Origin of the sequence: Mesorhizobium sp. M0119, from assembly GCF_040322615.1 — a bacterium.
Lineage (GTDB): Bacteria > Pseudomonadota > Alphaproteobacteria > Rhizobiales > Rhizobiaceae > Mesorhizobium.
In genome coordinates this window covers 156,967-177,130 of record NZ_JAMYTU010000004.1, presented here as the reverse complement: position 1 = coordinate 177,130, position 20,164 = coordinate 156,967, and the positions used below count along the sequence as shown (strand labels likewise).

The window sequence follows — 20,164 nt, the reverse complement described above, 5'->3', positions numbered from 1 at the left end:
GCGAATTGTTGAAGCGGGTTTTTGCCGCATGCCGTGGCAGGCGATTGCAGAGTTCGATATTGTCTGACAATACACATGAATTCCAGGGAGAGCAAAATGACGAAGCGGATCATGTTCACCGGCGGCAGCGGCAAGGCCGGGCGCCACGTCGTGCAGTATCTGGTCGAGCAGGGCTGCCAGGTGCTCAACATCGACACCAAGCCGCTCGACAATCCCAAGGTGCGCACGCTGATCACCGACATCACCGATAGCGGGCAGGTGTTCAATGCGCTGTCGAGCTATATGGGCCTGCATGAATTCGACCCGTCGCTCCGTTCGCAACCGGTCGATGCCGTGGTGCATTTCGCGGCGATCCCGCGCATCATGATCACCCCCGACAATGAGGTGTTCCGCATCAACGCGCTCGGCACCTACAACGTCGTCGAGGCCGCCGTGAAGCTCGGCATCCGCAAGGTGGTGATCGCCTCCAGCGAGACGACCTACGGGCTGGTCTTCGCCAACGAACCGCGCGACCCGACGCATTTTCCGCTCGACGAGGAGTACGACGTCGATCCGATGGACAGCTACGCGCTGTCCAAGGTCGTCAACGAGAAGACGGCCCGGGCCTTTGCGCTGCGCAGCGGCTTCGACATCTATGCCTTGCGCATCGGCAACGTCATCGAGCCGCATGAATATTCGCTGTTTCCGAAATGGTTCGCCGATCCGGGTTTCCGCAAGCGCATTGCCTGGAGCTATATCGACGCGCGCGACCTCGGCCAGATCACGCTGCGCGCCATCGAGAAGGATGGGCTCGGCTATCAGGTATTCAACGCCGCCAATGACGACACCTCGTCGGACCTGCCGACGGCCGAACTGCTGAAGCGGTTTTATCCTGATGTGCCGGTCAAGGGCGAACTTGGCGAATACGAGACGCTGCTCTCCAACCGCAAGGCACGGGACATGCTCGGCTTCCGGCCGGAACACAGCTGGCGGAAATATATCAAGACGAGCTGACGGGGGCGGCTGAGGCGGAACCGGCACTGGGCCAGCCCGGAATTGCTCGTCATGAGGCTAGGCTCATGACCCGCTACGACCGATGCGCCCACACCGCGTTCAGGCGTTCGCCGTCTGGTTCATCCACACGATTTCCCAAACGTAGCCATCTGGGTCTTCGATGTGGCGGTTATACATGAAGCCAAGATCCTGCGCCGGGTTGGGATCGGCGCGACCGCCCGCTGCGACCGCGCTGGTCAGTGTTGCATCGACGGCGTCGCGGTTATCGACAGTGAGGGCGATCATTGCCTGGCTGTCGCGCCGTGCGTCGCCGATTGGGCGTGTGGTGAATTCGCGGTAGTGGTCATGGGTCAGCAGCATCACCCCGATCGTGTCCGAGAACATGAGCGAGGTGGATTTCTCGCCCGAAAACTGCGGGTTCACAGTGCCGCCTAGCGCCACGTAGAACGCCGTCGACGCCGACAGGTCACGGACAGGCAGGTTCACGAAAATCATTTTGGGCATCGATTTCGCCTTCTCCAGGGATGCGCGCTGCGCTATTATCTTGCTACAATGTAAGTAGATGCAATGTATCTTGATTGCAAGATACATTTTGCCGAGGGAATATTTTTGCCATGGATCGCGCCGAGGCCGCAGCTAAGGAATGGGCTCGCGAGCGCCCCGATCTTCCCTTGTTGCCTGTTGAAACGGTAGGTCGCCTGCTCGATGCCGCCGCGCGGGTTATCCGCGATCACATGAACCCGTTGCTCAAAGAAGCGGGCCTGAACGTAGGTGAGTTCGATGTGCTCACGCCGCTCAGGCGCGCCGGTGAACCCTATATGCTCTCACCTACTCAGCTCTACGAATCGGCAATGATCTCCTCGGGCGGCATGACGAGCCGCCTGGACCGGCTGGAGCGCGCCGGGCTGGTTGAACGACGCCCCGATCCCGACGACCGGCGCGGCAAGCAGATTGCGCTGACGACTGGCGGCAAGCGCGCGATAGAGGATTTGATTGGTCCAATGGTGGCGCTGGAAGAGCAATTAATCTCTGTGCTGACGCCGGCGGAGCAGGAAACTCTTAACGCTCTGCTTAAGAAATTGCTCACCGGCCTCTAGGGTCTGTTGATAGTCAGGTGATGCCGGCCTGCAAACGCCGGCTTCCTGCGGCCTTCGCCGGCCGAAGCATTCATGAGCAGCGGTCGCGGCAGTTAGGGCTATGGCCGGCGTAGGCCGGTGCTCACCTACTCAGCTACGTTCCGCTCCGGTTCTCGGCAGCCACCGTTTTGGTCGCTTGCGCCCGTCTTCGACTCCGGCTCGGCCTGACCTGAATTTCAATACACCTTAGGTCGTTGTCCACGTCGGTAGTCACCTCTGCCTCTGAATCAACGAGTCCCGACCCTACTTGTCCTTCCAGAATTCGGCCTAGAGTTGCGCCGCTTCATCGGCAAGCAGCGGGCCGACGACTTCAGTCGGACGCTGCCCGGCTTCGAAGACGATCCTGCAGGGCAGGTCGAGTGTGGGATTCTCGACATGTGCGCCCGTCATCCGCTTGAGGTCGTGTTCGCTCTGCCCAAAGACGACCCGTCCGATGCCCGCCCAATAAATCGTCCCGGAGCACATCGCGCAAGGTTCGGCCGAACTGTAGAGGGTGCAGGAAGCCAGTTTTTCGAGACTGATATTCATCCCCGCCCAGGAGGCCAGCAGCCTTTCGGCATGAGCGGTGCGGTCGCCCCCGCCGGCTTTGTAACCGTTGGGCTGCTCGCGCAACACATTGCCGTCCTTGTCGGCGAGGAGCGAACCAAAGGGATGTTCGCCAGCATCGCGGGCCTTGCGCGCGACGTCGAACGCCTGACGGAGCAGGCGCTCATCATAGGGCCGTTGTGGCATCGGCAGATCCTCCGGCAGTGTCGCTTGACCATAGTGCCGAACAATCCGCCGGCACAAGTCAGCGGCCTAAAACGCGTCGCGTTCGACCGGCCTCATGCGACGCGCTTCAGGTTCTTGTTTTGATGCATGTCGTTATCGCAAAACCGCTGCACATTTTTGCGCGACATGCATCAGGACTCGTTCCGACTAGGCCGTTGAGCCAGCCAGATGCTGCCGATGACGAAAACGACGCCGGCGATCTGAGGCAAGGTCAGCATCTGGTCCAGGAATACCCATCCAAGCAGCACGGCGGTCACCGGGCTGAGGAAAAGCAGCGATGACACCACGGAAGATTCCAGTCGCGCAATGCCCCGGAACCAGAGGACATAGGTCAGCGCCGCGCCGATCAGGCCGAGCCACGCCAGTCCAAGCAGGTTGGCCGCGGTCGGGATTGGGATGGACGGTTCGAAAAGCAGGGCCACCGGAACGAGAAGCAGACCGCCGGCGGTCAGTTGCCATGCCGTGAAGGTAAGCAGCGTTACTGGCGGTTGCCACTTGCGGCTCAACACGCTTCCGAAGGCCATGGAGGCCGCCCCGGCGAGGCCGGCGGCAACGCCGATTAAATCGAGCGCCGCATTCGGGGTCAGCACCAGCAACGCAACACCGGCGATCCCGATAAGGGCGGCGACGATCGACAACGGCCGGACAGGGCTGGCAAGCAGGGCAGAGGCAAGGAAAATCACTATTAACGGCTGGACCGACAGCACCGTCGCCGCGACCCCGCCCGGAAGCCGGTAGGCGGCGACAAACAACATGCTCAGGAAGATCGAGATGTTGAGGGCTCCGAGCACGAAACTGCGCAGCCACCAGATGCCCGTCGGCAGTTGCCGAACGATCGCGAGCAACAGCAATCCGGCGGGCAAGGCTCGCAGCATTGCGACCGTCATCGGGGAAAAGTTGGGCAGGAACTGCGTGGTGACGATATAGGTGCTGCCCCATATTGCGGGTGCAATGGCTGTAAGCAACAGATCGGAACGGTGCGCTTTCATAAGATTTCCAGTACTTCGGCAAGAGGGCGGCGGGGCTTTTGCGGCCAGTTTCCAGGCGCGGCGCGGCCGACCGCGATGAGCATCACCGGCACTTCATTCAGTCCAAGGCCAAACTCGCGGGCCACGCCTTCGGCATCGAAGCCTCCCATCGGACCAGCGACGAGCCCCAGCGCTTCGGCTGCAAAAATCAGCGTTGCAGCGCCAAGCGTTGCCGAGCGCACGGCTTCGTCGCGGGCCGCTCGAGGATCGGCATATTGGGTGCGGGCGCCTTCCTGCCAGCCCGAAGCCATATCCGCCGGCATGAAGCCGGCTTCGACGAAAGGAAGCAGCCTTGCATCGAGGGCAGCGTGGTCGGGCAGTACGCCGCAGACGATGAAGGTGACGGCTGCTTCCTGCACCTTGGCCTGGCCATGGGCCACGCTACGCAGCCGTGCCTTTGCTTCCGGCGTCCGCACGGCGATGAACCGCCAATTCTGAAGGTTGTAGGCGGTTGGCGCGCGCGTTGCGAGGCGTGCCAGTTCCTCGACCTCGGCATCCGTCAACGCGTGCGAGACATCGAACCGATTGGCCGACATGCGTCGCTCGATAAGGGAGATTGTGGGGTTGGTCATCATGTCATTCCGAAATTGAGTAAGCCGTTCGGGAAGCAGATAGAGAATTTACCAACGAGCGATAATATGCGACAATCGAAAGACATTGTTTACTGAAAGAGAATGGGTGCCATGGATCGCCTGACGGCGCTGCAGGTTTTCCGTCATGTGGCGGAACTGAACAGCTTTGCCGAAGCCGGACGGCGGCTCGGCCTCTCGCCTCCGGCGATCAGCAAGAACATCGCCGAGCTGGAGGCGCATCTGGGGGTGCGGCTCATCAACCGGACAACGCGGCGCATGGCCTTGACCGAAGAGGGCAGGATCTACCTGGAGCATGTCACGCAGGGGCTCGATGCGCTGGCCAGGGCCGACCAGGTCCTGGGTCCCATCAAGGCGGCGCCGAGCGGCACGTTGCGGGTCAGCGCGCCGATGACCGTCACGTTGACGCGGCTTTCGGCTGGCATTCCCGCGTTTCTATCGCGCTATCCCGATTTGAAGCTCGATCTGCATCTTGACGACAGGCGCGTCGATATCGTGCGGGAGGGATTTGACCTAGCCATTCGCGGCAGCGACAATCTCGAGGATTCCAGCCTGGTCGCCCGAAAGCTTGCGGTCATGCCGCACGTGCTTTGCGCAGCTCCGTCCTATTTCGCGAAGCATGGCCGGCCCGTCACGCCTGCCGATTTGAAGGCGGCCAATTGCATCCGGTTCAGCCTCTCGGGGCATGCGGACATATGGGAGTTCCGCAAGGACGGCCGCAGCGAGCGGATTGCCATCGACGGACGGTACTCGGTCTCGTCAAGCCTTGCCGTGCGCGATGCGCTGCGCGCCGGCTTCGGCCTCAGCCTGATCCCCTATCCCTATGTCGAGAACGACCTGAAAGCAGGCCGGCTGCAATCGGCTCTGGATGACTGGGACAAGGTCGAAACCACGCTCTACGCGGTCTATCCGGCGCGGCAGCATCTCGCCCCGAAAATCCGCGTCTTCCTTGATTTCCTGATCGAGGAATTCAGTCGGGACAAAGAGAAGCCGGTTGTGCCGCTCCCGCGTGAGCGCTTGGCAAAGCGCGGTGCCGGCGAGGCGACGGATGCGGAAAATCAAGCTGAGATATTGCCGTCGATTTCGTGTCCTTGACACGCCTCCAAATCCGGACTTTGTGGAGCCATGCAGGACGCGAAGCCGAATAAGCGAAAGACAGCGGCCGAGGCGTTCGCCGAACGCACGAGCGGTGTCCGCCGCGCTGATGCGGCACGCATGCCGGGATCGAGCGTGCATGCGTCGCTGGCCAACGAGATCGGGCTGAGGATCGTGCGCGGCGATTATCCGCCGGGAACCATCCTGCCCAACGAAGCCAAATGGTCGGAGACCTTCGACGTCAGCCGCTCGGCGGTGCGCGAAGCCATCAAAATGCTGATGGCGAAGAGCTTGCTGTCGTCACGTCCCAAAATCGGCAGCTGGGTCGAGCCGAAGGAGCGCTGGAACCTGCTCGATCGCGATGTGCTGGCCTGGTATGCGACCTCGCCGGACCGCGAGGTGTTCCTCAGAACGGTGCAGGAATTCCGCCACATCATCGAGCCGGAGGCCAGCGCCTTTGCCGCGATGCGGCGCACTGACGAGCAGATGGCCGAGATCAGCCAGGCCTGCCGCGAGATGGGCGAGGCGACCAACCTGCAGGAGCGCACGCGCGCCGACACGCGTTTTCACCTCGCCATCCTGCGCGCCTCGGGCAACGATCTGCTGGTGCCGCTCGGCGTGCTGATCGAATCGGCATTCGATCATCTGTTTGCTTTCACGACCCGGGAACTCGACGACTTGCAGCATGCGCAGAGGCTGCATGAGGCAATCGAGAAGAGCATCCGCCTGCAGCGGCCGGACGCGGCGCGCAATGCGGTGCGCAAGCTGCTGGCCAATACCGATAGCGTCATCAAGTCCAGGTAGCTGCCGTTCGGCTACAGGCACTCAGTCGAAGGGTGCGGTCGCGAGATGCTGCCATGTCAGGCCGAGGAGCAGCTCTTGGTCGCGGGCGGCGTGTTCGGGCGGGTTGACGACGGGGTCGCCATTGACGATCGCCGCCCAGAAGCCACGCATCTCCTCGACGAAGGCCCGCGTAACCGGCACGCAAGTCCCGCCTCGACAGCGCATGACCATCCGAGGTCGTGATGGTCAGCCGGGTCGGGTGATGGTTGAGCCAGGGCGAGGGGAATTCGAGCTCGAGGCTGGCATCGTCGAAGAACAGCGTGATCCGCTCCTTGTAGTCGGCGAGCTTCGGCACGGTGAGATGGGTCATGGTCCACAGCGCCTGTCCGTCCAGCAGCTTGACGGCGCCCTGGCCGCCGTCGCCATTGGCAAAGATCTGCGCGCCGACGACCTCGCCATCCGGCACGCCGAGCGCGTCGAGCAGGCCATGGACGGCATTGACATCGTGAATCAAGGCCGAGCTGTAAGCGCCGGTAAATCCACGGAAAGCGAGCTTGGTCACGGGAACACCGATGGCGTATTCGACCTGGCGCTTCTGCTTGGCGGCGACGGCGGCGATCATGTCCTTGGGGATATCGCTGCCGCGCCTGTAGGGCTGATGGGCAATGAACGGCCAGGCGTCGGGATCGTTCACTTCTACCGAGACCGAGCGCAGTGTGCTTGATGTGCCGGGCAGCGAAGCGAGCGCCAGCCGGTAGCTCGGATCGAAGCGCTTCATGTAGCCGACCTGCATGATTTTCCTGGCGGCATCGCGCGCGGCGACGATCTCGGCGATTTCCGCCAAGGAATAGCAGAGCGGCTTTTCGCAAAAGACATGCAGGCCAAGCGCCAGCGCCGCCAGCACCTGTTCGTGGTGCAGCGGGTCCGGCGAGCCGATCACCACCGCGTCGAGGCGCTGGTCGAAGAGCTGGTCGATCGTTTCGAAATTGGCGATGCCATGGGTGTCGGTGACGAACTGACGTGAAATCCTGGAGGGATCGGCGACGCCGACCAGTTCGAACAATTCACCAAGGCGCAGCAGATTGGGGATATGCTCGACCTGCGAGATCATGCCGGCGCCGACGACCCCGACGCGTATCCTGCTCATTGGATCATTCCCCGCAATGTCCTGATGTCAGCTCAAGGCGCCGCAGGCGGCCGGTTGCCGATCTGGGCGAGCAGGCCGGCAATCTCCGCCTCGACCGCCTTCAGATCCTCGCCGCCCGACATGATCGAGATGACCTCGTCGCGCGAAATCTCCGACTTGGCGTAGGTGCCGCGATTGCGGCCGCGGTTGAGCAGCGTGAAGGTGTCGCCGACCGGATAGGCATGGTGGATGTTGTGGCTGATGAAGATGACGGCCAGGCCCCGCATGCGCGCTTCGATGATGAACTTCAGCACCATCGCCGCCTGGTGGACGCCGAGTGCCGAGGTCGGCTCGTCGAGGATCAAGACGCGCGCGCCAAAATGCACGGCGCGGGCGATCGCCACCGACTGGCGCTCGCCGCCCGACAATGTGCCGACGGCTTGCGTCGGGTCGCGCACGTCGATGCCGATATCGGCCATTGCCTGTCTGGCGATGGTGTTGGCGCGCTCTTTGTCGATGCGCGAGAAGGGCAGGCTGCTTTTGGTCGGCTCGCGGCCGAGGAAGAAGTTACGGGTGATCGACATCAGCGAGATCATGCCGAGGTCCTGGAACACCGTTGCCACGCCGAGCTCCTGCGCGTCGCGCGGGCTGCGGAAGGTGACCGGCTTGCCGTCGACCAGGATTTCGCCCTTGCTCGGCCGATAGACGCCGGACAAAACCTTGATCAGCGTCGACTTGCCGGCGCCGTTATCGCCGAGCAGGCAGTGGACCTCGCCCGGATAGACCTTGATGTCGATGTCCTGGAGGGCGCGCACCGAGCCGAAATTGACGCTGACGCCGCGCAGTTCCATTGCCGGTTCGGTCATTTGGGCCGGTTCGGTCATTTGGGCCGGCTCGGTCATTTGCCACCTCCGCGGCCGAGCGCCTTCAGCCTGATGTAGTTGTTGACCAGCACGGCCATCAGGATGACGATGCCGAGGAAGACCTTGAACCAGTCGGTGTCGATGCCGGTATAGAAGATGCCCATCTGCACCAGCCCGAAGATCAGCGCGCCGAACAGCACGCCATAGACGGTGCCGTAGCCGCCGGTGAGCAGCACGCCGCCGATGACGGCGGCGATGATCGCCTCGAATTCCTTGAGCAGGCCGCGCGTGGTGTCGGCGGAGCCCGCCTCCATCACCTGGATGGTGGCAAGCAGCGTCGCCGCGCAGGCGGTGTAGACGAACAGGCTGATCTTGACGCGATCGACCGGCACGCCGACGTTGCGGGCTGCGATCAGGTCGCCGCCGGTGGCGAAGATCCAGTTGCCGTATTTCGTCTGGGTGAGCACGTAGCCGGCCAGCGCCGTCAGGCCGAGCCACCAGACGATCGACATCGGAATGCCGGCGACGAAGGGAATGCCGTCGCTGCGGGTGGCGATCCAGCCTTGCGCGCCCATCCAGCGGAACAGGCCGGTGAGCAGATGGCCGTTGAAAATGCCGGCCGTTGCCGGGTCCGGTACGCCTTCGAGTATGTAGGGGATCTGGGTGCGGCCGGTGACGGCGCGGGTGATGCCGATCGACAATCCGCGCAGGATATAGAGCGTGGCGAGCGTGACGATGAAGGAGGGCAGGCGCGTCTTCACCACGATCAGGCCGTTGAGATAGCCGGTGAGGATGGCAACGGCGAAGGCGCAGGCTATGCCGCCCCATAGCGGCAGGCCCCAGTACTTCACCGTCAGCCCGATGACGACACCGGCAAAGCCGACCATGGAGCCGACCGAAAGATCGAACTCGCCGGCGATGATGAGGAGTGCTGCCGCGGTGGCGACGATGCCGAGCTCCGCCGACAGCGTCAGGAATGTCATCGATCCCTGCAGCGAATAGAGGTTTGCCGCGCCCGGCAGCAGCGCAAAGATGATGATCGTCGCAAGCAGCCCACCGGCGGCACCGGCTTCCGGCCGGCGCAGCCACTGGGTCAGCTTGCCGGTGCTGGCCAGCCGCTCGTCGGCGCCGGCAGCCCGCTTCGACGTCATGCCGAAGCGGTCGGTCGCCTTCAGTTCGCCCGGAGGTATCGCCTTGTCTTCCACGACCGCCATTAGGCTCTCCAATCGCTCAATTCGCAATCTTCGAACGGATCGGGAGAGCGGCTGGCGCATTCTCCCGTTCCGTCGGAGCGCTTGCCTAGCGGATGCCCTCTTTGGCGAGCGCCAGGATCGCCTTGGCTTTTTCCGGCGAGTCTATGAACAGCGGGCCGGTATAGGCGTTGTTCTGCGGCCAGAAGCCGTGCGTCGCTTGCTCGACCAGATAGATCACCGGCAGATAGCCCATCAGATATTGCTGGGCGTCCATGCCGAAGCCCATTTCGCCGGCCACGACCGAGTCGAGAACCTCCGGGCTGATGTCGAATGTGTAGAGCTTGAGCTTGCCGAACAGTTCCTTGTCGCGGAACATCGGGATCAGCGGATTGGCGGCGGTGGCGCCGAGCGCAAAGACCGCCTGTGTGTCCGGATGCGCCGACAGATAGGCCTCGGTGCGGCGCTGGACGTCGGCGGGATCCGGCGCCACGGCCAGAACCTCGGTGCCGCCGCCGGAGGGCTTCAGCCCGTCATTGAGGCCCTGGCAGCGCTGGTCGAGGCTGACATTGCCGACCTCGTGGTTGATACAGACGACCTTGAGCGTGCCTTCCTTGGCCAGCCGCTCGCCGGCCTTCTTCCCGGAATCATATTCGGAAACGGTGCCGACATAGAGCGTCGTGCCGAGCTCGGCGCCTTCCTTTTCGCCGGAATCCAGAACCACCATCGGAATATTGGCGGCAAGCCCGGATTTGACCGATTTGCCGAGCGCATTGGCGTCGGCGATGGAGACGGCGATACCGTCCGGCTTGGTGGCGATGGCGGCGTCGAGAAGCCGGGCCTGCTCGACCACGTCGAAGACCTGCGGCGCGTAATATTCGACCTTGGCACCGGTAAGGGCGGCCGCGTCATCGACGCCGCGCTTGACCACCGACCAATAGGGATCGGACGCCGACCCATGCACTACGAAGGTGATGCGGACGTCCTTCGGATCCTTCAGGCCCGCGGCATGCGCGATACCCGTCATCAGGCCCGCCGAAACGAAGGCGCCCAATGCCACTTTCAGAAGAGTTTTCATCTTATTCTCCCATTTGTCGTTGCAGTTCCAATCCCTCTGGCGCCGTTTTCCGGCCGCGACGATCGGCTCACGTTGCGGATCGGGTGGCCGCTTTGCGGGCCTTTGCCGACGCCGATCGCTGTTCGCCCACGGTGTTGCCGCGGGCTGTTGTTGATGATCGCCCGGCCGAGAGCGCTGCGCGAAGCTCCTCGCGCAACGGCTTCATGCCGATGACGTCGATCGGCTGTGCGGCGAGCCAGTCGCGAAAGCCCTGGTCTCGGAACAGCTCGTACTCTTCGGTGCGGATATAGGCGGAGCGCGGCTCGATCAGCTCGAGTTCACCGGGCGCGTTGCAATGCAGGCAAAAGAAGGTCAGGCGCTCGCGCACACCGTCGATGAGCGCTTTGTAAGCCGGCTCGATCGGCCTGGAGCGCGGCCGGCCCCAGGTCGTCTGGATGGCGGCGTCGAAAATGGCAAAGCCGCCGGCGCGGGCCAGCGCCACGCCGCGCTGGAACGCCTCCTCGGTGACGCCGACCAGATTGTCGTTGGGGGAATAGGCGGACAGCGTCTTGGTCAGCAGCACGGGCAGTTGATATTCGAGCCCGAGCTTGATGTAGATGTTGCAGAATTCCGGCGACAATGCCGCTCCCATATGGGCGTCGAGGTGGGTGACGTCGATGCCGGCGCGATAGGCGGTGTCGATCTGGGCGCGAAGCTCGGCCTCGACCGCCTGCGGCACCGCCTTGCGGCGCGTGGTCGCCACATCGGGCCAGAAGAAGCCGAACTCGTCGGTCAGGCCGGCCGCCCGCGACGGCGCGGTCAACGGCCGCCATTTGTAGTGCTGCTTCTCGCTGTTCAGCGTCAGGTGGACGCCAAGGTCGAGGGCAGGGTTGGCGGCGGCGCTTTCGGCCATTTCGAGAAACCACGGGCATGGCACCATCACCGCGCCGGAACTGCAGACGCCCAGCCCGCTCAATTCGAGGAAGGCGCTATTGGCGCCGTGGCACATGCCGACATCGTCCTCGTGGAGCACGATCCGATTGCTGGAGCCGGCGGCGTTCACGACCGGCCGCCTTTCCGCCGGCACGCCGGTTTCGAGGGTCTTCCAAAGTGTGTCCCGTATTTCATGGAACCAACCGTTTGCCCAACTGGCCGGAATGGAACGCCGAAACCTGCCGTTCCGACAGGGCCACTTTGGCGAATTCGGATGGGTACGATTTGCCTGCCGGCTGAGACACTTAGCTGCCGATTTCCCCAATCACGGTTCAAAACCAGTCATAGGAACCGTCTTCCGGGCGCAGATGGCTTGGTCGAATAGCGGCGGAGTGGTTCTTTCAAACTGTGCCGACAAGCCTACAGCTGTCCACACCATCAAGCGACCACATTATCAAGTGACCCACACTATCAAGTGACTGGAGGCCTGTCATGTACACCGCCGGCGAAGAGGAAATCGAAGCCATTGCCAGGGTGATCCGCTCGGGCGCGCTGTTTCGTTACGGCAGGGACAGCGAATGCGACCGCTTCGAGGCCCGCTATGCGCAGCATCTTGGCGTCGAGCATTTCGCGCTGGCCGCCAGCGGCACCTATGGGCTCGCCGCCGGCCTGATCGGCCTCGGCATCGGCCCGGGGGACGAAGTGCTGGTGCCGGCGCACACCTATATGGCGACGGCGACCGCGGTGCTTTCGGTCGGCGCCATTCCAGTCATCGTCGACATCGACGAGAGCCTGACCATCGATCCCACCGCCCTGCGCGATGCCATCGGGCCGCGCACCAGGGCGGTCATCCCGGTGCATATGTGGGGCGCGGCCTGCAACATGAATGCGATCATGGACATTGCTGCCAAGCGCGGCTTGCTGGTGCTGGAGGATGTCTGCCAAGGCATCGGCGGCGGCTATGAGGGCCGCAAGCTCGGCTCGATCGGCCATGCCGGCGCCTATTCCTTCAACTACTTCAAGAACATGACCTCGGGCGAGGGCGGCGGTATCGCCACCAGCGACCCGAAAGTGGCGGAACGGGCGCGCTGCGCAATCGACCCTTGCCATTTCTACTGGCAGGGCAGAAGCGACAGCATCAAACCCTTCGCCGGCATCGGCGCGCGTGCTTCCGAACTGATGGGGGCGATGCTCAACGTCCAACTCGACCGGCTGGACGGCATCATCGAGGCGATGCGAGCCGAGAAGAAGACGGTGCTGGCCGGTACCCACCACCTTAGCAATCTTGGGCTGACGCCGTCGCCGATGAACAGCGCGGACGACGATTGTGCCGCACAGGTGATGTACCTGCTGTCGAGCGAGCAGGCGGCGCAGACTTTTTCGAAGACCATTCCGAGCGTCATTGCCGGCAAGACCGGCCGTCACAATTTCACCCAGTGGGACCAGGTGCTGATGCATGAAGGGGCGCATCACCCGGCGCTCAATCCTTACGCACTGCCCGAGAACCAGGGCCTGCGGCTGGATTATCCCGACGACCTCGGCAAGCGCTCGCTCGACATCCTCAACCGCACCGTGATGGTCGCCATGAACCCGGCGCACAGCGATACCGACATTCAGGACATGATCCACAACATCGACGCGGCGGCGCGGGTGGCGCTGGAGAATGCTTCGCTCGATGATATCGAATTGCGCAAGGCGGCACCGGTTGATCTGCAGAAGTTCGACAGTGTGAACTAGACCAGATCCGGCGCGGTTTGCTCCCCTGCGGTCGAGTTCCTTGTCCGGTGGCCGGCCGAGGATTCCGGCCGGCATAACCGGCCGCCAAAAAATCCGCGGGCCCGTGTCGGATAGGCCGGGCTCCGCTCGTCCTAGGGGGCATCGATCACCAACACGGAGGATTAACGATATGCCCGGCACCGTACGGCTGCACCGCGTTCTGACAACCAGCTCGGAGAAAGTCTACCGCGCGTTCCTTGAAGCGGATGCACTTGCGAAATGGCTTCCGCCGAACGGCTTCACCTGCACGGTTCATCACTTCGAGGCGAAAGTCGGCGGTGCGTTCAAAATGTCCTTCCGCAACTTCACCACCGGCGACAGCCACTCGTTCGGCGGCGAATATGTCGAGCTCGTGCCCAATGAGCGACTGCGTTACACCGACCGGTTCGACGACCCCAACCTGGCCGGCGAGATCGAGGTGACCGTGACATTGAAGAAAGTGTCGGTCGGCACCGAAGTGAATATCACGCAGGCAGGTATCCCAGACGCCATCCCGGTTGAGGCCTGCTATCTCGGCTGGCAGGAGTCGCTGCGAAATCTGGCGAAGCTCGTTGAACCCGAGATCAACCAGTAAGGTAAAGCGCTGCGCTGGCGGGTTGGCGTCGCTAACCGGAAACCCAGGGATGACGCCGGTCTTCCCACCCAACATGCGCCGGGGCCGGAAAGGCGGGATCGGCGAAGCAGCCGACCGCGACGGCGATCCATTCAGGCTTTCGCTCGGGCTCCCAGAAGACGCTCGAGCCGCAGCCCGGGCAGAAATGGAAAGTGACATGGTGGCCGCTCCGAGCTGATCGCCTGTAGGTACTGGCGTCGCCTTCGGCTTCTACCTTGTCGCGCGCAAAGAAGGCGGCGACGCCGTATGTGCTGCCGGTCCGTTTCTGGCAGTCGAGGCAGTGGCACTGTGCGACCAGCTGCGGCTCTCCGTTACAGGAGATCCTCAGTTGCCCGCAGGCACAGGATGCGGTTCTCATGGCAATCCTCATGGTTCAGATGAATGCGTTGCCCGCCAATACCGGCGGTGGGCATGCTTCTGGTTTTCGGGGAGGTTCGGCCTTGGGAAGCGCGCTTTGCGCGAACGCCGAAAACAAGGACCGACGCCCCATATTCCTAATCACTGCGGGCGACCGACTCAACCCCGCGGTGAACGAGATGGAGAGCCTGGCTCTAGCTTCTATCCAATCTTAGGAACGCGGCGCGCAACGCCAGAACGGCGCGCAGGATCTGACGTTCGTCCATCGCCGCATAGCCGAGCAGCAGGCCGTGCTCGGGCTCAGTGGAATGATAGTTGATGGAGATGCCCTGAACGTCGAGCCCCTCCTTGAGGGCGGCGGCGACCACGTCGCTGTCCTTATAGGGCCTGACGAAGCTCGCCAGCAGCTGCATGCCGGAATCGTTTTCCGTGACGATCAGCCATTCGGCCAGATGCTCCTGGCACAGCTTGACGAAGTTCGCCTGCCGGCGCGCGTAGAGCCGGCGCATGCGCTTGAGGTGCGTGGCGAAATAGCCCTGCATGATGAAGTCGTTGACCGTTGCCTGCAGGATCAGCGGCGCGAACTGGCCGGTGATGCTCACCGCCCGGTCGAACGGAACCGACAATTCGCGCGGCACGATCAGATAACCGATGCGCAGCGCCGGGATCAGCGTCTTGCCGAAGCTGCCGATATAGACGACGCGGTCGGCATGATCGAGCCCGCGCAGGGCCGGCACCGGCCGGCCGCGGAACCGGTATTCGCCGTCATAGTCATCCTCGACGATCCAGGCGCCGTTGCGTTCGGCGATGTCGAGCAACTGCAATCGCTCCTCGATGCGCATGATTGTGCCGAACGGCCATTGGCAGGATGGCGTCACATAGATCAGCCGCGGCGGCGGCAGCTCCGGATCGGCAAGATGCCAGCCGCGCCGGTCGACCTTCAACGGTGCCAGCCTGGCGCCGCTGGCGAGAAAGGCGCTCTTGGCGCCGAGATAGCCGGGCTCCTCCATCCAGACATGGTCGCCTTCGTCCATCAGCACGCGCGAGACGAGATCGAGTGCTGCCTGCGCGCCGGTGACGATGATCACCTGGTCGGCGGTGCAGCTGATGCCGCGCGACAGGCCGATGGTCGAGGCAATGGCCTGACGCAGGCCGGGGTGGCCGGCAAAGGAGAGATAACCAAGCAGGCTCTCGTCGCGGCTGCGTGCATTGCGCACCAGAAGGCTTGACCAGATGGTGAACGGAAACGACGCCGTTTCAGGCACGCCGGGATGGAAATTGATGACGCCGGCATTACGCGGCGGTTGCGGGCCGTTGACGATGGTCTGGCCACGCCGCGACAGCTTTTGCGGCGCTGCCAGTCCGGCGCGCAGGGATGCCAAGGGGCGGTTCTGCTGGATCGGCGCCACCCAGGTGCCCGATCCGGCGCGCGCCTCGATAAAACCTTCGGCAAGGAGCTGGTCATAGGCGGCGATGACCGTGTTGCGCCCGACCTTCAGATCTTCGGCCAGCGAGCGCGTCGACGGCAGCAGCGTGTTCTGCGGGATCTGGCCGTCAAGGATGAAGCGTCGCAAGGCGCCGTAGATCTGACGATGCATCGGTTCTTCCGAAGCGCGGTCGACCGACATGATGTCGAGGGAAAGGCGCATGTGGTCGGCCACGGCACTATCCCCCGACGAACCGGGCGGCGCGGGCGATCTTTTCCTCGTTGAGCCGGCAGACGGTGTCGAGCACCAGTCGCCTGGTTTCGGGGCGGATCTCGCGGCTGTTCTTCAGCGCGCGATGCACGGTGGCGGCGCCAAGTTCCGCCTTCTCGGCAATCTCGCGGATGGTGCAAAGCCGTTCCATGCCAAGCGCAGCTTCGAAAGCCATGTCGCTCCTCCTCGGTTGCATCAAGGCACGGCTTCCGGTCGGCCTCAAGCTTGAAAGTCGGGGTTTGCAATCCAGAGCCGGGATTCTGTGATCCGCGCCGCGCAGGGAGCAAGGCGGCGCGGATCGCCGGGCGCTTTCGCGTCGCTAACCCCATCGAGGCGCGCGCCCATTATGTTCCCCTGGCTCGCAATGCGGGCCGGTCAGTTTACCTGCCGCGTCGCCACTTCGAAGCCGGCCTCGCGGGCAGTGGCGAGCAGCGAGAAATAGCCCTTGCTGGCATAGGTCAGCGGATGCGCCTTGGCCGGATCCTGCTCGGCCTCGACAACGAGCCAACCTTCATAGCCGCGCGCGGCGAGGGGCTTCAGCAATGACAGGAAATCGACCGAGCCGTCGCCGGGCACGGTAAAAATGCCGTCGATTACCGCCGCCATGAAGCTCATGTCCTCGCGGCGTGCCCGTTCCAGCATCGCCCTGCGAACATCCTTGCAATGGAAATGCACGATGCGGTCGAGATGCCGTTGCAACAGCGATTGCGGGTCGCCGCCCGAAAACAGGCAGTGGCCGGTATCGAACAACAGGCCGACGCTTCGGCCCGTCGCCGCCATCAGCCTGTCGACTTCATCGTCCGTCTCGACGATGGTGCCCATGTGGTGGTGGAAGGCCATGCCGACCCCGAATGCAGCCATGCGGTCGGCGAGGGCGGTCAGTTTCTTGCCATAGGACGGCCAGTCCCTGTCGGCGAGGCGCGGACGCTCGGAGATCGGTGCGAAAATGCCGTCATGGCGACCGCGCGAGGTGTCGGCGTAGACGACGATCCTGGCGCCAAGGTCTCGCAACAGCTGAAGATGTGGGGTGATCGCCGCGAATTCCTCGTCGACCGTGCGGTCGAGAATGCGGCCATCATACCAGCCGGAGACGAGTTCCAGGCCATAGGAAGACAGGAGCGGCCCAAGCACTTCAGCCTGGCGCGGAAATTTGCCACCGAGTTCGGTGCCGCGGTAGCCGGCCAGCGCCGTTTCCGACAGGCAGGTCTCCAAGGACGTATCCCCGCCAAGCGCCGGAACGTCGTCATTGCTCCAGGTGATGGGATTGATGCCGATCTTGACCGTCATGACGCCAGGCTTTTGCGGGCTTGGGAAGACAAGCCGAGCCTGCAGACTGGCGACAAAGAGGCCCTGTCACTAGGTCCAGTTCAGCCGAATTTGGCAGAACCAATTAATGGCGGTGAAAGTCTCATATTTTGGTACTCAACGACAACAGCCGCTCTCGGTGGAAAGGCCACCTATTGGAAGCGCAAACCTGAGATCTCTCTTCAATTGCAGCACCAGCCTTCACACCGCGCTAACCGACCCATGTCAGCGTAGCTCAAGGAACTGCAATTCGGGGCCACAATGCGCATAGCAATCTATCGGGCGATCTTGATCTTGACCGTAATCGCGATTTTTACTGTCCGATGGTCATCCGGGGGCGAAGTTGACCATCACCTGATAGCATTGATACCAATCATGCTGCTGGCTGTTGGTCCCTATTTTTATGGTGCTCACCTGGCCGATCGAGACCACATGGAGAACCCGGACAAATTCAGAAAGTTCACAGGACTTAGCAACCTCCCGATCATTCAAGCACTGTTTCGGGCATCGCAGGCGGGAGACCGTGCTGCAACGTGGTCATTGGTTGCGATTTTTGGTGCTCCTTTCCTGTTCGGGCTGGTTGTGACAGCGCCCGCTATTGGCAGACGGCTCTTGAACTAAGCCGCCATTCGTCGTGCGAGAGAGAAGGTCGCCAATGGGTGGAGGCGGACCTCGCTCCATGAGCACATTCTCGAAACGAATCGCTCAGCATCGGTGAGTTATGAATCGCATTTTCAATCGAGTAGGTGATCGATGAGGAGCTCTCAAATGGAAAAATACGTCTGGGCCTCGATCCTATATTACACCGTGGTCGTGGTTGCATCTGTGCTTCTTATGGCCGCTTACATGGGTGATCTTGGTGGTCTGTGGGGTCTGCTGCTTGCACTGTTCGGGTATATTGCCCTGATCATAGCTCTTAAAATATGGCGGCGCAGAAGACATCCACGAAGCCTCTATCAGATAGAATTGGCCAAACACCGACTGGATAACTAGTCACCGGATTCTGACCAATTCATGGGGCGGATTCTTTTGACGAGAGTGGCAACGTCTGCAATGGGTCGGTTCCAGCCATTCCCGACGGACACCAAGCGTCAGATTTGACTACTAATCTTCCTTTGGGCGGCCAAAAAGGACGCGCAGTTCATCTTTGGCGTCCTCCAGCACTTTCTTCTGCGCCGCCGGCAGGTTCTTGCCGGCGCGGTTGATGTAGAAATTCAGCATCGACATGGCGGATTGAAACGGCCCTGCCTTGCGTCGGTCGCTGTGCTCGGCCGAGCGCTTCAACGAGGCGGCGATCTTCTTGGGATCGTGGGATTCGAAGATGTGTTCCTCGAGGTCCAGCGCGTCGCTATGCTCGGTGACGTCGGCGGACCATTTCCGTTGCGCGGTCATGGCAAACTCCTTCCACTAGGTCGTTGCCGGGAAAACGCCTTATGGCGCACCCCTGTTCCACTTCGGCCCGAATCCCTGGAGCCACGGATTTGCCAGTCGTGGCGCTGCTCGGCGATGCGAATGCGCCGATAGTGGTCAGAACCGCCGATTCAAGAACTGCGGACAGGAAACGCTCTTGACCCCAATCGTCTCAAGCCAGGCAGAAAGTTCCGGCATCGACAGTGCCTATGCCTGGATACGGCTGGGCATCTCGATGCTGCTGGCAACGATCGGCGGGGTCGGCATGTGGGCGGTGGTCGTGGTGCTGCCTGCCGTGCAGGCAGAATTCGGCGTCGATCGCGCCGCTGCCTCGATGCCCTACACCGCGACCATGGTCGGCTTTGCCGCCGGCAATGTGCTGTTCGGCCGCGCCATCGACCGCATGGGGTATTGGATCCCGGCGCTGATTGCCGCGATTACACTTGGCGCCGGCTTCCTGCTGGCGTCGTTGACCAGTTCGATCCTGCAGTTCACCCTCGCCCAGGGCCTGTTGATCGGCGTTGGCTCGTCGGCGATCTTCGGGCCGCTGATCGCCGACATCTCGCACTGGTTCAACCGGCGCCGCGGCGTCGCGGTGACGGCTGCCGCATCCGGCAACTATCTCGCCGGAGCGATTTGGCCGACGGCGATGCCCTATGTCATGCAGGCGCAAGGCTGGCGCTTCACCTATGCCGCGATCGGCGCCGTCTGCCTGGTCACCATGGTGCCGCTGATCCTGCTGCTCCGGCGCGGCGCACCGCCCCAGGCGGCTCCGGGATCGCCGGGCAGCCGCGTGGTGCAGCCGATCTCACTGTCGCCGGCGGCCTTGCAGGCGCTGCTCATCGTCGCCGGGCTCGGCTGCTGCGTGGCGATGTCGATGCCGCAAGTCCATATCGTCGCCTATTGCATGGATCTCGGCTACGGCGTGGCGCATGGCGCCGATATGCTGTCGATCATGCTGGCGGCGGGCGTCGTCAGCCGGCTTGGCTCGGGTTTCCTTGCCGATCGCATCGGCGGCGTGAAAACCCTGCTGATCGGCTCGGTGCTGCAATGCCTGTCGCTGTTGTTCTATATCCCGTTCGACGGGCTTGCCTCGCTTTATGTCGTCTCGCTGGTCTTCGGCCTGTCGCAAGGCGGCATCGTGCCCTGTTATGCGATCATCGTGCGCGAATATATGCCAGCCAAGGAGGCTGGCCAGCGCGTCGGCATCGTCATGATGGCGACCATCTTCGGCATGGCGATTGGCGGCTGGATGTCGGGCTGGATCTATGATCTGACCGGCTCCTATGCCGCCGCCTTCCTCAACGGCATTGCCTGGAACCTGCTGAATTTTTTGGCCATGGTGCTGCTGCTGTGGAAGGCCCGGCGCAGCGCTGCTGTGGCGGCCTGAAGCACAGCGGTACGGACACAGTCTCTCCGGCCGTCGCTTGACAACAGCCGA

23 protein-coding genes are annotated in these 20,164 nt (G+C 62.7%); 9 read left to right on the top strand and 14 right to left on the bottom strand.

Annotation, left to right across the window (positions count from 1 at the left end; all coding sequences use genetic code 11):
* Window positions 1-96 precede the first annotated feature (96 nt).
* Window positions 97-993, top strand: coding sequence for an NAD-dependent epimerase/dehydratase family protein (locus tag NKJ40_RS05865; RefSeq protein WP_352465265.1), 897 nt, complete (start codon window positions 97-99; stop codon window positions 991-993).
* A 99-nt stretch (window positions 994-1,092) separates the two neighbouring features.
* Here NKJ40_RS05865 and NKJ40_RS05860 read toward each other — a convergent pair whose 3' ends face one another.
* On the bottom strand, window positions 1,093-1,497 hold the full coding sequence (locus NKJ40_RS05860; RefSeq protein ID WP_352465264.1) for a VOC family protein: 405 nt from the start codon (window positions 1,495-1,497) through the stop codon (window positions 1,093-1,095).
* A 110-nt stretch (window positions 1,498-1,607) separates the two neighbouring features.
* Here NKJ40_RS05860 and NKJ40_RS05855 point away from each other — a divergent pair, with 110 nt between their 5' ends.
* Window positions 1,608-2,090: a MarR family winged helix-turn-helix transcriptional regulator gene (locus NKJ40_RS05855; RefSeq protein ID WP_352465263.1), complete on the top strand. Its 483-nt coding sequence runs from the start codon at window positions 1,608-1,610 to the stop codon at window positions 2,088-2,090.
* 306 nt (window positions 2,091-2,396) lie between these two features.
* Here NKJ40_RS05855 and NKJ40_RS05850 read toward each other — a convergent pair whose 3' ends face one another.
* The 3 genes from NKJ40_RS05850 to NKJ40_RS05840 form a co-directional block, all read right to left on the bottom strand.
* Window positions 2,397-2,861, bottom strand: coding sequence for a nucleoside deaminase (locus NKJ40_RS05850; RefSeq protein ID WP_352465262.1), 465 nt, complete (start codon window positions 2,859-2,861; stop codon window positions 2,397-2,399).
* Window positions 2,862-3,031: 170 nt separating this feature from the next.
* Window positions 3,032-3,889 (bottom strand): EamA family transporter, encoded by an 858-nt coding sequence (locus NKJ40_RS05845; protein WP_352465261.1) that lies wholly within the window; start codon window positions 3,887-3,889, stop codon window positions 3,032-3,034.
* Window positions 3,886-4,500, bottom strand: a complete 615-nt coding sequence (locus NKJ40_RS05840) for a nitroreductase family protein (RefSeq protein ID WP_352465260.1) — start codon at window positions 4,498-4,500, stop codon at window positions 3,886-3,888. The genes NKJ40_RS05845 and NKJ40_RS05840 overlap by 4 nt, the downstream gene beginning before the upstream one ends.
* A gap of 111 nt (window positions 4,501-4,611) precedes the next feature.
* Between NKJ40_RS05840 and NKJ40_RS05835 the strand changes: the two genes are divergently transcribed.
* Together NKJ40_RS05835 and NKJ40_RS05830 are read left to right on the top strand one after the other, a co-directional pair.
* Window positions 4,612-5,613, top strand: coding sequence for a LysR family transcriptional regulator (locus NKJ40_RS05835; protein WP_352465259.1), 1,002 nt, complete (start codon window positions 4,612-4,614; stop codon window positions 5,611-5,613).
* Between the two features lie 30 nt (window positions 5,614-5,643).
* On the top strand, window positions 5,644-6,417 hold the full coding sequence (locus NKJ40_RS05830; RefSeq protein ID WP_352465258.1) for a FadR/GntR family transcriptional regulator: 774 nt from the start codon (window positions 5,644-5,646) through the stop codon (window positions 6,415-6,417).
* Here the strand turns inward: NKJ40_RS05830 and NKJ40_RS05825 are convergent.
* From NKJ40_RS05825 to NKJ40_RS05805, 5 genes are all read right to left on the bottom strand, one after another.
* Window positions 6,404-7,543, bottom strand: coding sequence for a Gfo/Idh/MocA family protein (locus NKJ40_RS05825; protein ID WP_352465257.1), 1,140 nt, complete (start codon window positions 7,541-7,543; stop codon window positions 6,404-6,406). The two genes, NKJ40_RS05830 and NKJ40_RS05825, sit on opposite strands and share 14 nt — an antisense overlap.
* Before the next feature lie 32 nt (window positions 7,544-7,575).
* The gene (locus tag NKJ40_RS05820; RefSeq protein ID WP_023675815.1) at window positions 7,576-8,388 is read right to left on the bottom strand and encodes an ATP-binding cassette domain-containing protein; all 813 of its coding nucleotides are present in this window, start codon (window positions 8,386-8,388) and stop codon (window positions 7,576-7,578) included.
* A gap of 32 nt (window positions 8,389-8,420) precedes the next feature.
* The gene (locus NKJ40_RS05815) at window positions 8,421-9,536 is read right to left on the bottom strand and encodes an ABC transporter permease (protein WP_352465372.1); all 1,116 of its coding nucleotides are present in this window, start codon (window positions 9,534-9,536) and stop codon (window positions 8,421-8,423) included.
* A gap of 148 nt (window positions 9,537-9,684) precedes the next feature.
* Entirely contained in the window at window positions 9,685-10,653 is a 969-nt protein-coding gene (locus NKJ40_RS05810) for a rhizopine catabolism ABC transporter substrate-binding protein (RefSeq protein WP_352453270.1), read from the bottom strand.
* Window positions 10,654-10,720: 67 nt separating this feature from the next.
* On the bottom strand, window positions 10,721-11,695 hold the full coding sequence (locus NKJ40_RS05805) for a polysaccharide deacetylase family protein (RefSeq protein WP_352465256.1): 975 nt from the start codon (window positions 11,693-11,695) through the stop codon (window positions 10,721-10,723).
* A 362-nt stretch (window positions 11,696-12,057) separates the two neighbouring features.
* Here NKJ40_RS05805 and NKJ40_RS05800 point away from each other — a divergent pair, with 362 nt between their 5' ends.
* Together NKJ40_RS05800 and NKJ40_RS05795 are read left to right on the top strand one after the other, a co-directional pair.
* A complete protein-coding gene (locus tag NKJ40_RS05800; protein WP_352465255.1) occupies window positions 12,058-13,302 on the top strand; it encodes a DegT/DnrJ/EryC1/StrS family aminotransferase in 1,245 nt (414 codons plus the stop codon).
* Between the two features lie 169 nt (window positions 13,303-13,471).
* Window positions 13,472-13,915, top strand: a complete 444-nt coding sequence (locus NKJ40_RS05795) for an SRPBCC family protein (RefSeq protein WP_352465254.1) — start codon at window positions 13,472-13,474, stop codon at window positions 13,913-13,915.
* A gap of 31 nt (window positions 13,916-13,946) precedes the next feature.
* Here the strand turns inward: NKJ40_RS05795 and NKJ40_RS05790 are convergent, their stop codons facing one another.
* The 4 genes from NKJ40_RS05790 to iolE all read right to left on the bottom strand — a co-directional run bounded on the left by NKJ40_RS05790 (window position 13,947) and on the right by iolE (window position 17,295).
* Complete coding sequence (locus tag NKJ40_RS05790; protein WP_352465253.1) at window positions 13,947-14,312, bottom strand: GFA family protein; 366 nt, start codon at window positions 14,310-14,312, stop codon at window positions 13,947-13,949.
* A 193-nt stretch (window positions 14,313-14,505) separates the two neighbouring features.
* Window positions 14,506-15,972, bottom strand: a complete 1,467-nt coding sequence (mocR, locus tag NKJ40_RS05785) for a rhizopine catabolism transcriptional regulator MocR (protein WP_352465252.1) — start codon at window positions 15,970-15,972, stop codon at window positions 14,506-14,508.
* A 4-nt stretch (window positions 15,973-15,976) separates the two neighbouring features.
* A complete protein-coding gene (locus NKJ40_RS05780; protein WP_352453276.1) occupies window positions 15,977-16,183 on the bottom strand; it encodes a LacI family DNA-binding transcriptional regulator in 207 nt (68 codons plus the stop codon).
* Window positions 16,184-16,383: 200 nt separating this feature from the next.
* Window positions 16,384-17,295 (bottom strand): myo-inosose-2 dehydratase, encoded by a 912-nt coding sequence (iolE, locus tag NKJ40_RS05775; protein WP_352465251.1) that lies wholly within the window; start codon window positions 17,293-17,295, stop codon window positions 16,384-16,386.
* Between the two features lie 393 nt (window positions 17,296-17,688).
* On the opposite strand from iolE, the gene NKJ40_RS05770 reads away from it, so the two are divergent.
* Window positions 17,689-17,934 carry a hypothetical protein gene (locus NKJ40_RS05770; RefSeq protein ID WP_352465250.1) on the top strand — a complete coding sequence of 82 codons (246 nt, stop codon included), beginning with the start codon at window positions 17,689-17,691 and terminating at the stop codon, window positions 17,932-17,934.
* 147 nt (window positions 17,935-18,081) lie between these two features.
* Window positions 18,082-18,306 carry a hypothetical protein gene (locus tag NKJ40_RS05765; protein ID WP_352465249.1) on the top strand — a complete coding sequence of 75 codons (225 nt, stop codon included), beginning with the start codon at window positions 18,082-18,084 and terminating at the stop codon, window positions 18,304-18,306.
* 111 nt (window positions 18,307-18,417) lie between these two features.
* Here the strand turns inward: NKJ40_RS05765 and NKJ40_RS05760 are convergent, their stop codons facing one another.
* Window positions 18,418-18,705, bottom strand: coding sequence for a DUF3175 domain-containing protein (locus NKJ40_RS05760; protein ID WP_352453278.1), 288 nt, complete (start codon window positions 18,703-18,705; stop codon window positions 18,418-18,420).
* Between the two features lie 175 nt (window positions 18,706-18,880).
* Here NKJ40_RS05760 and NKJ40_RS05755 point away from each other — a divergent pair, with 175 nt between their 5' ends.
* On the top strand, window positions 18,881-20,113 hold the full coding sequence (locus tag NKJ40_RS05755; RefSeq protein ID WP_352465248.1) for an MFS transporter: 1,233 nt from the start codon (window positions 18,881-18,883) through the stop codon (window positions 20,111-20,113).
* Window positions 20,114-20,164: the final 51 nt, after the last annotated feature.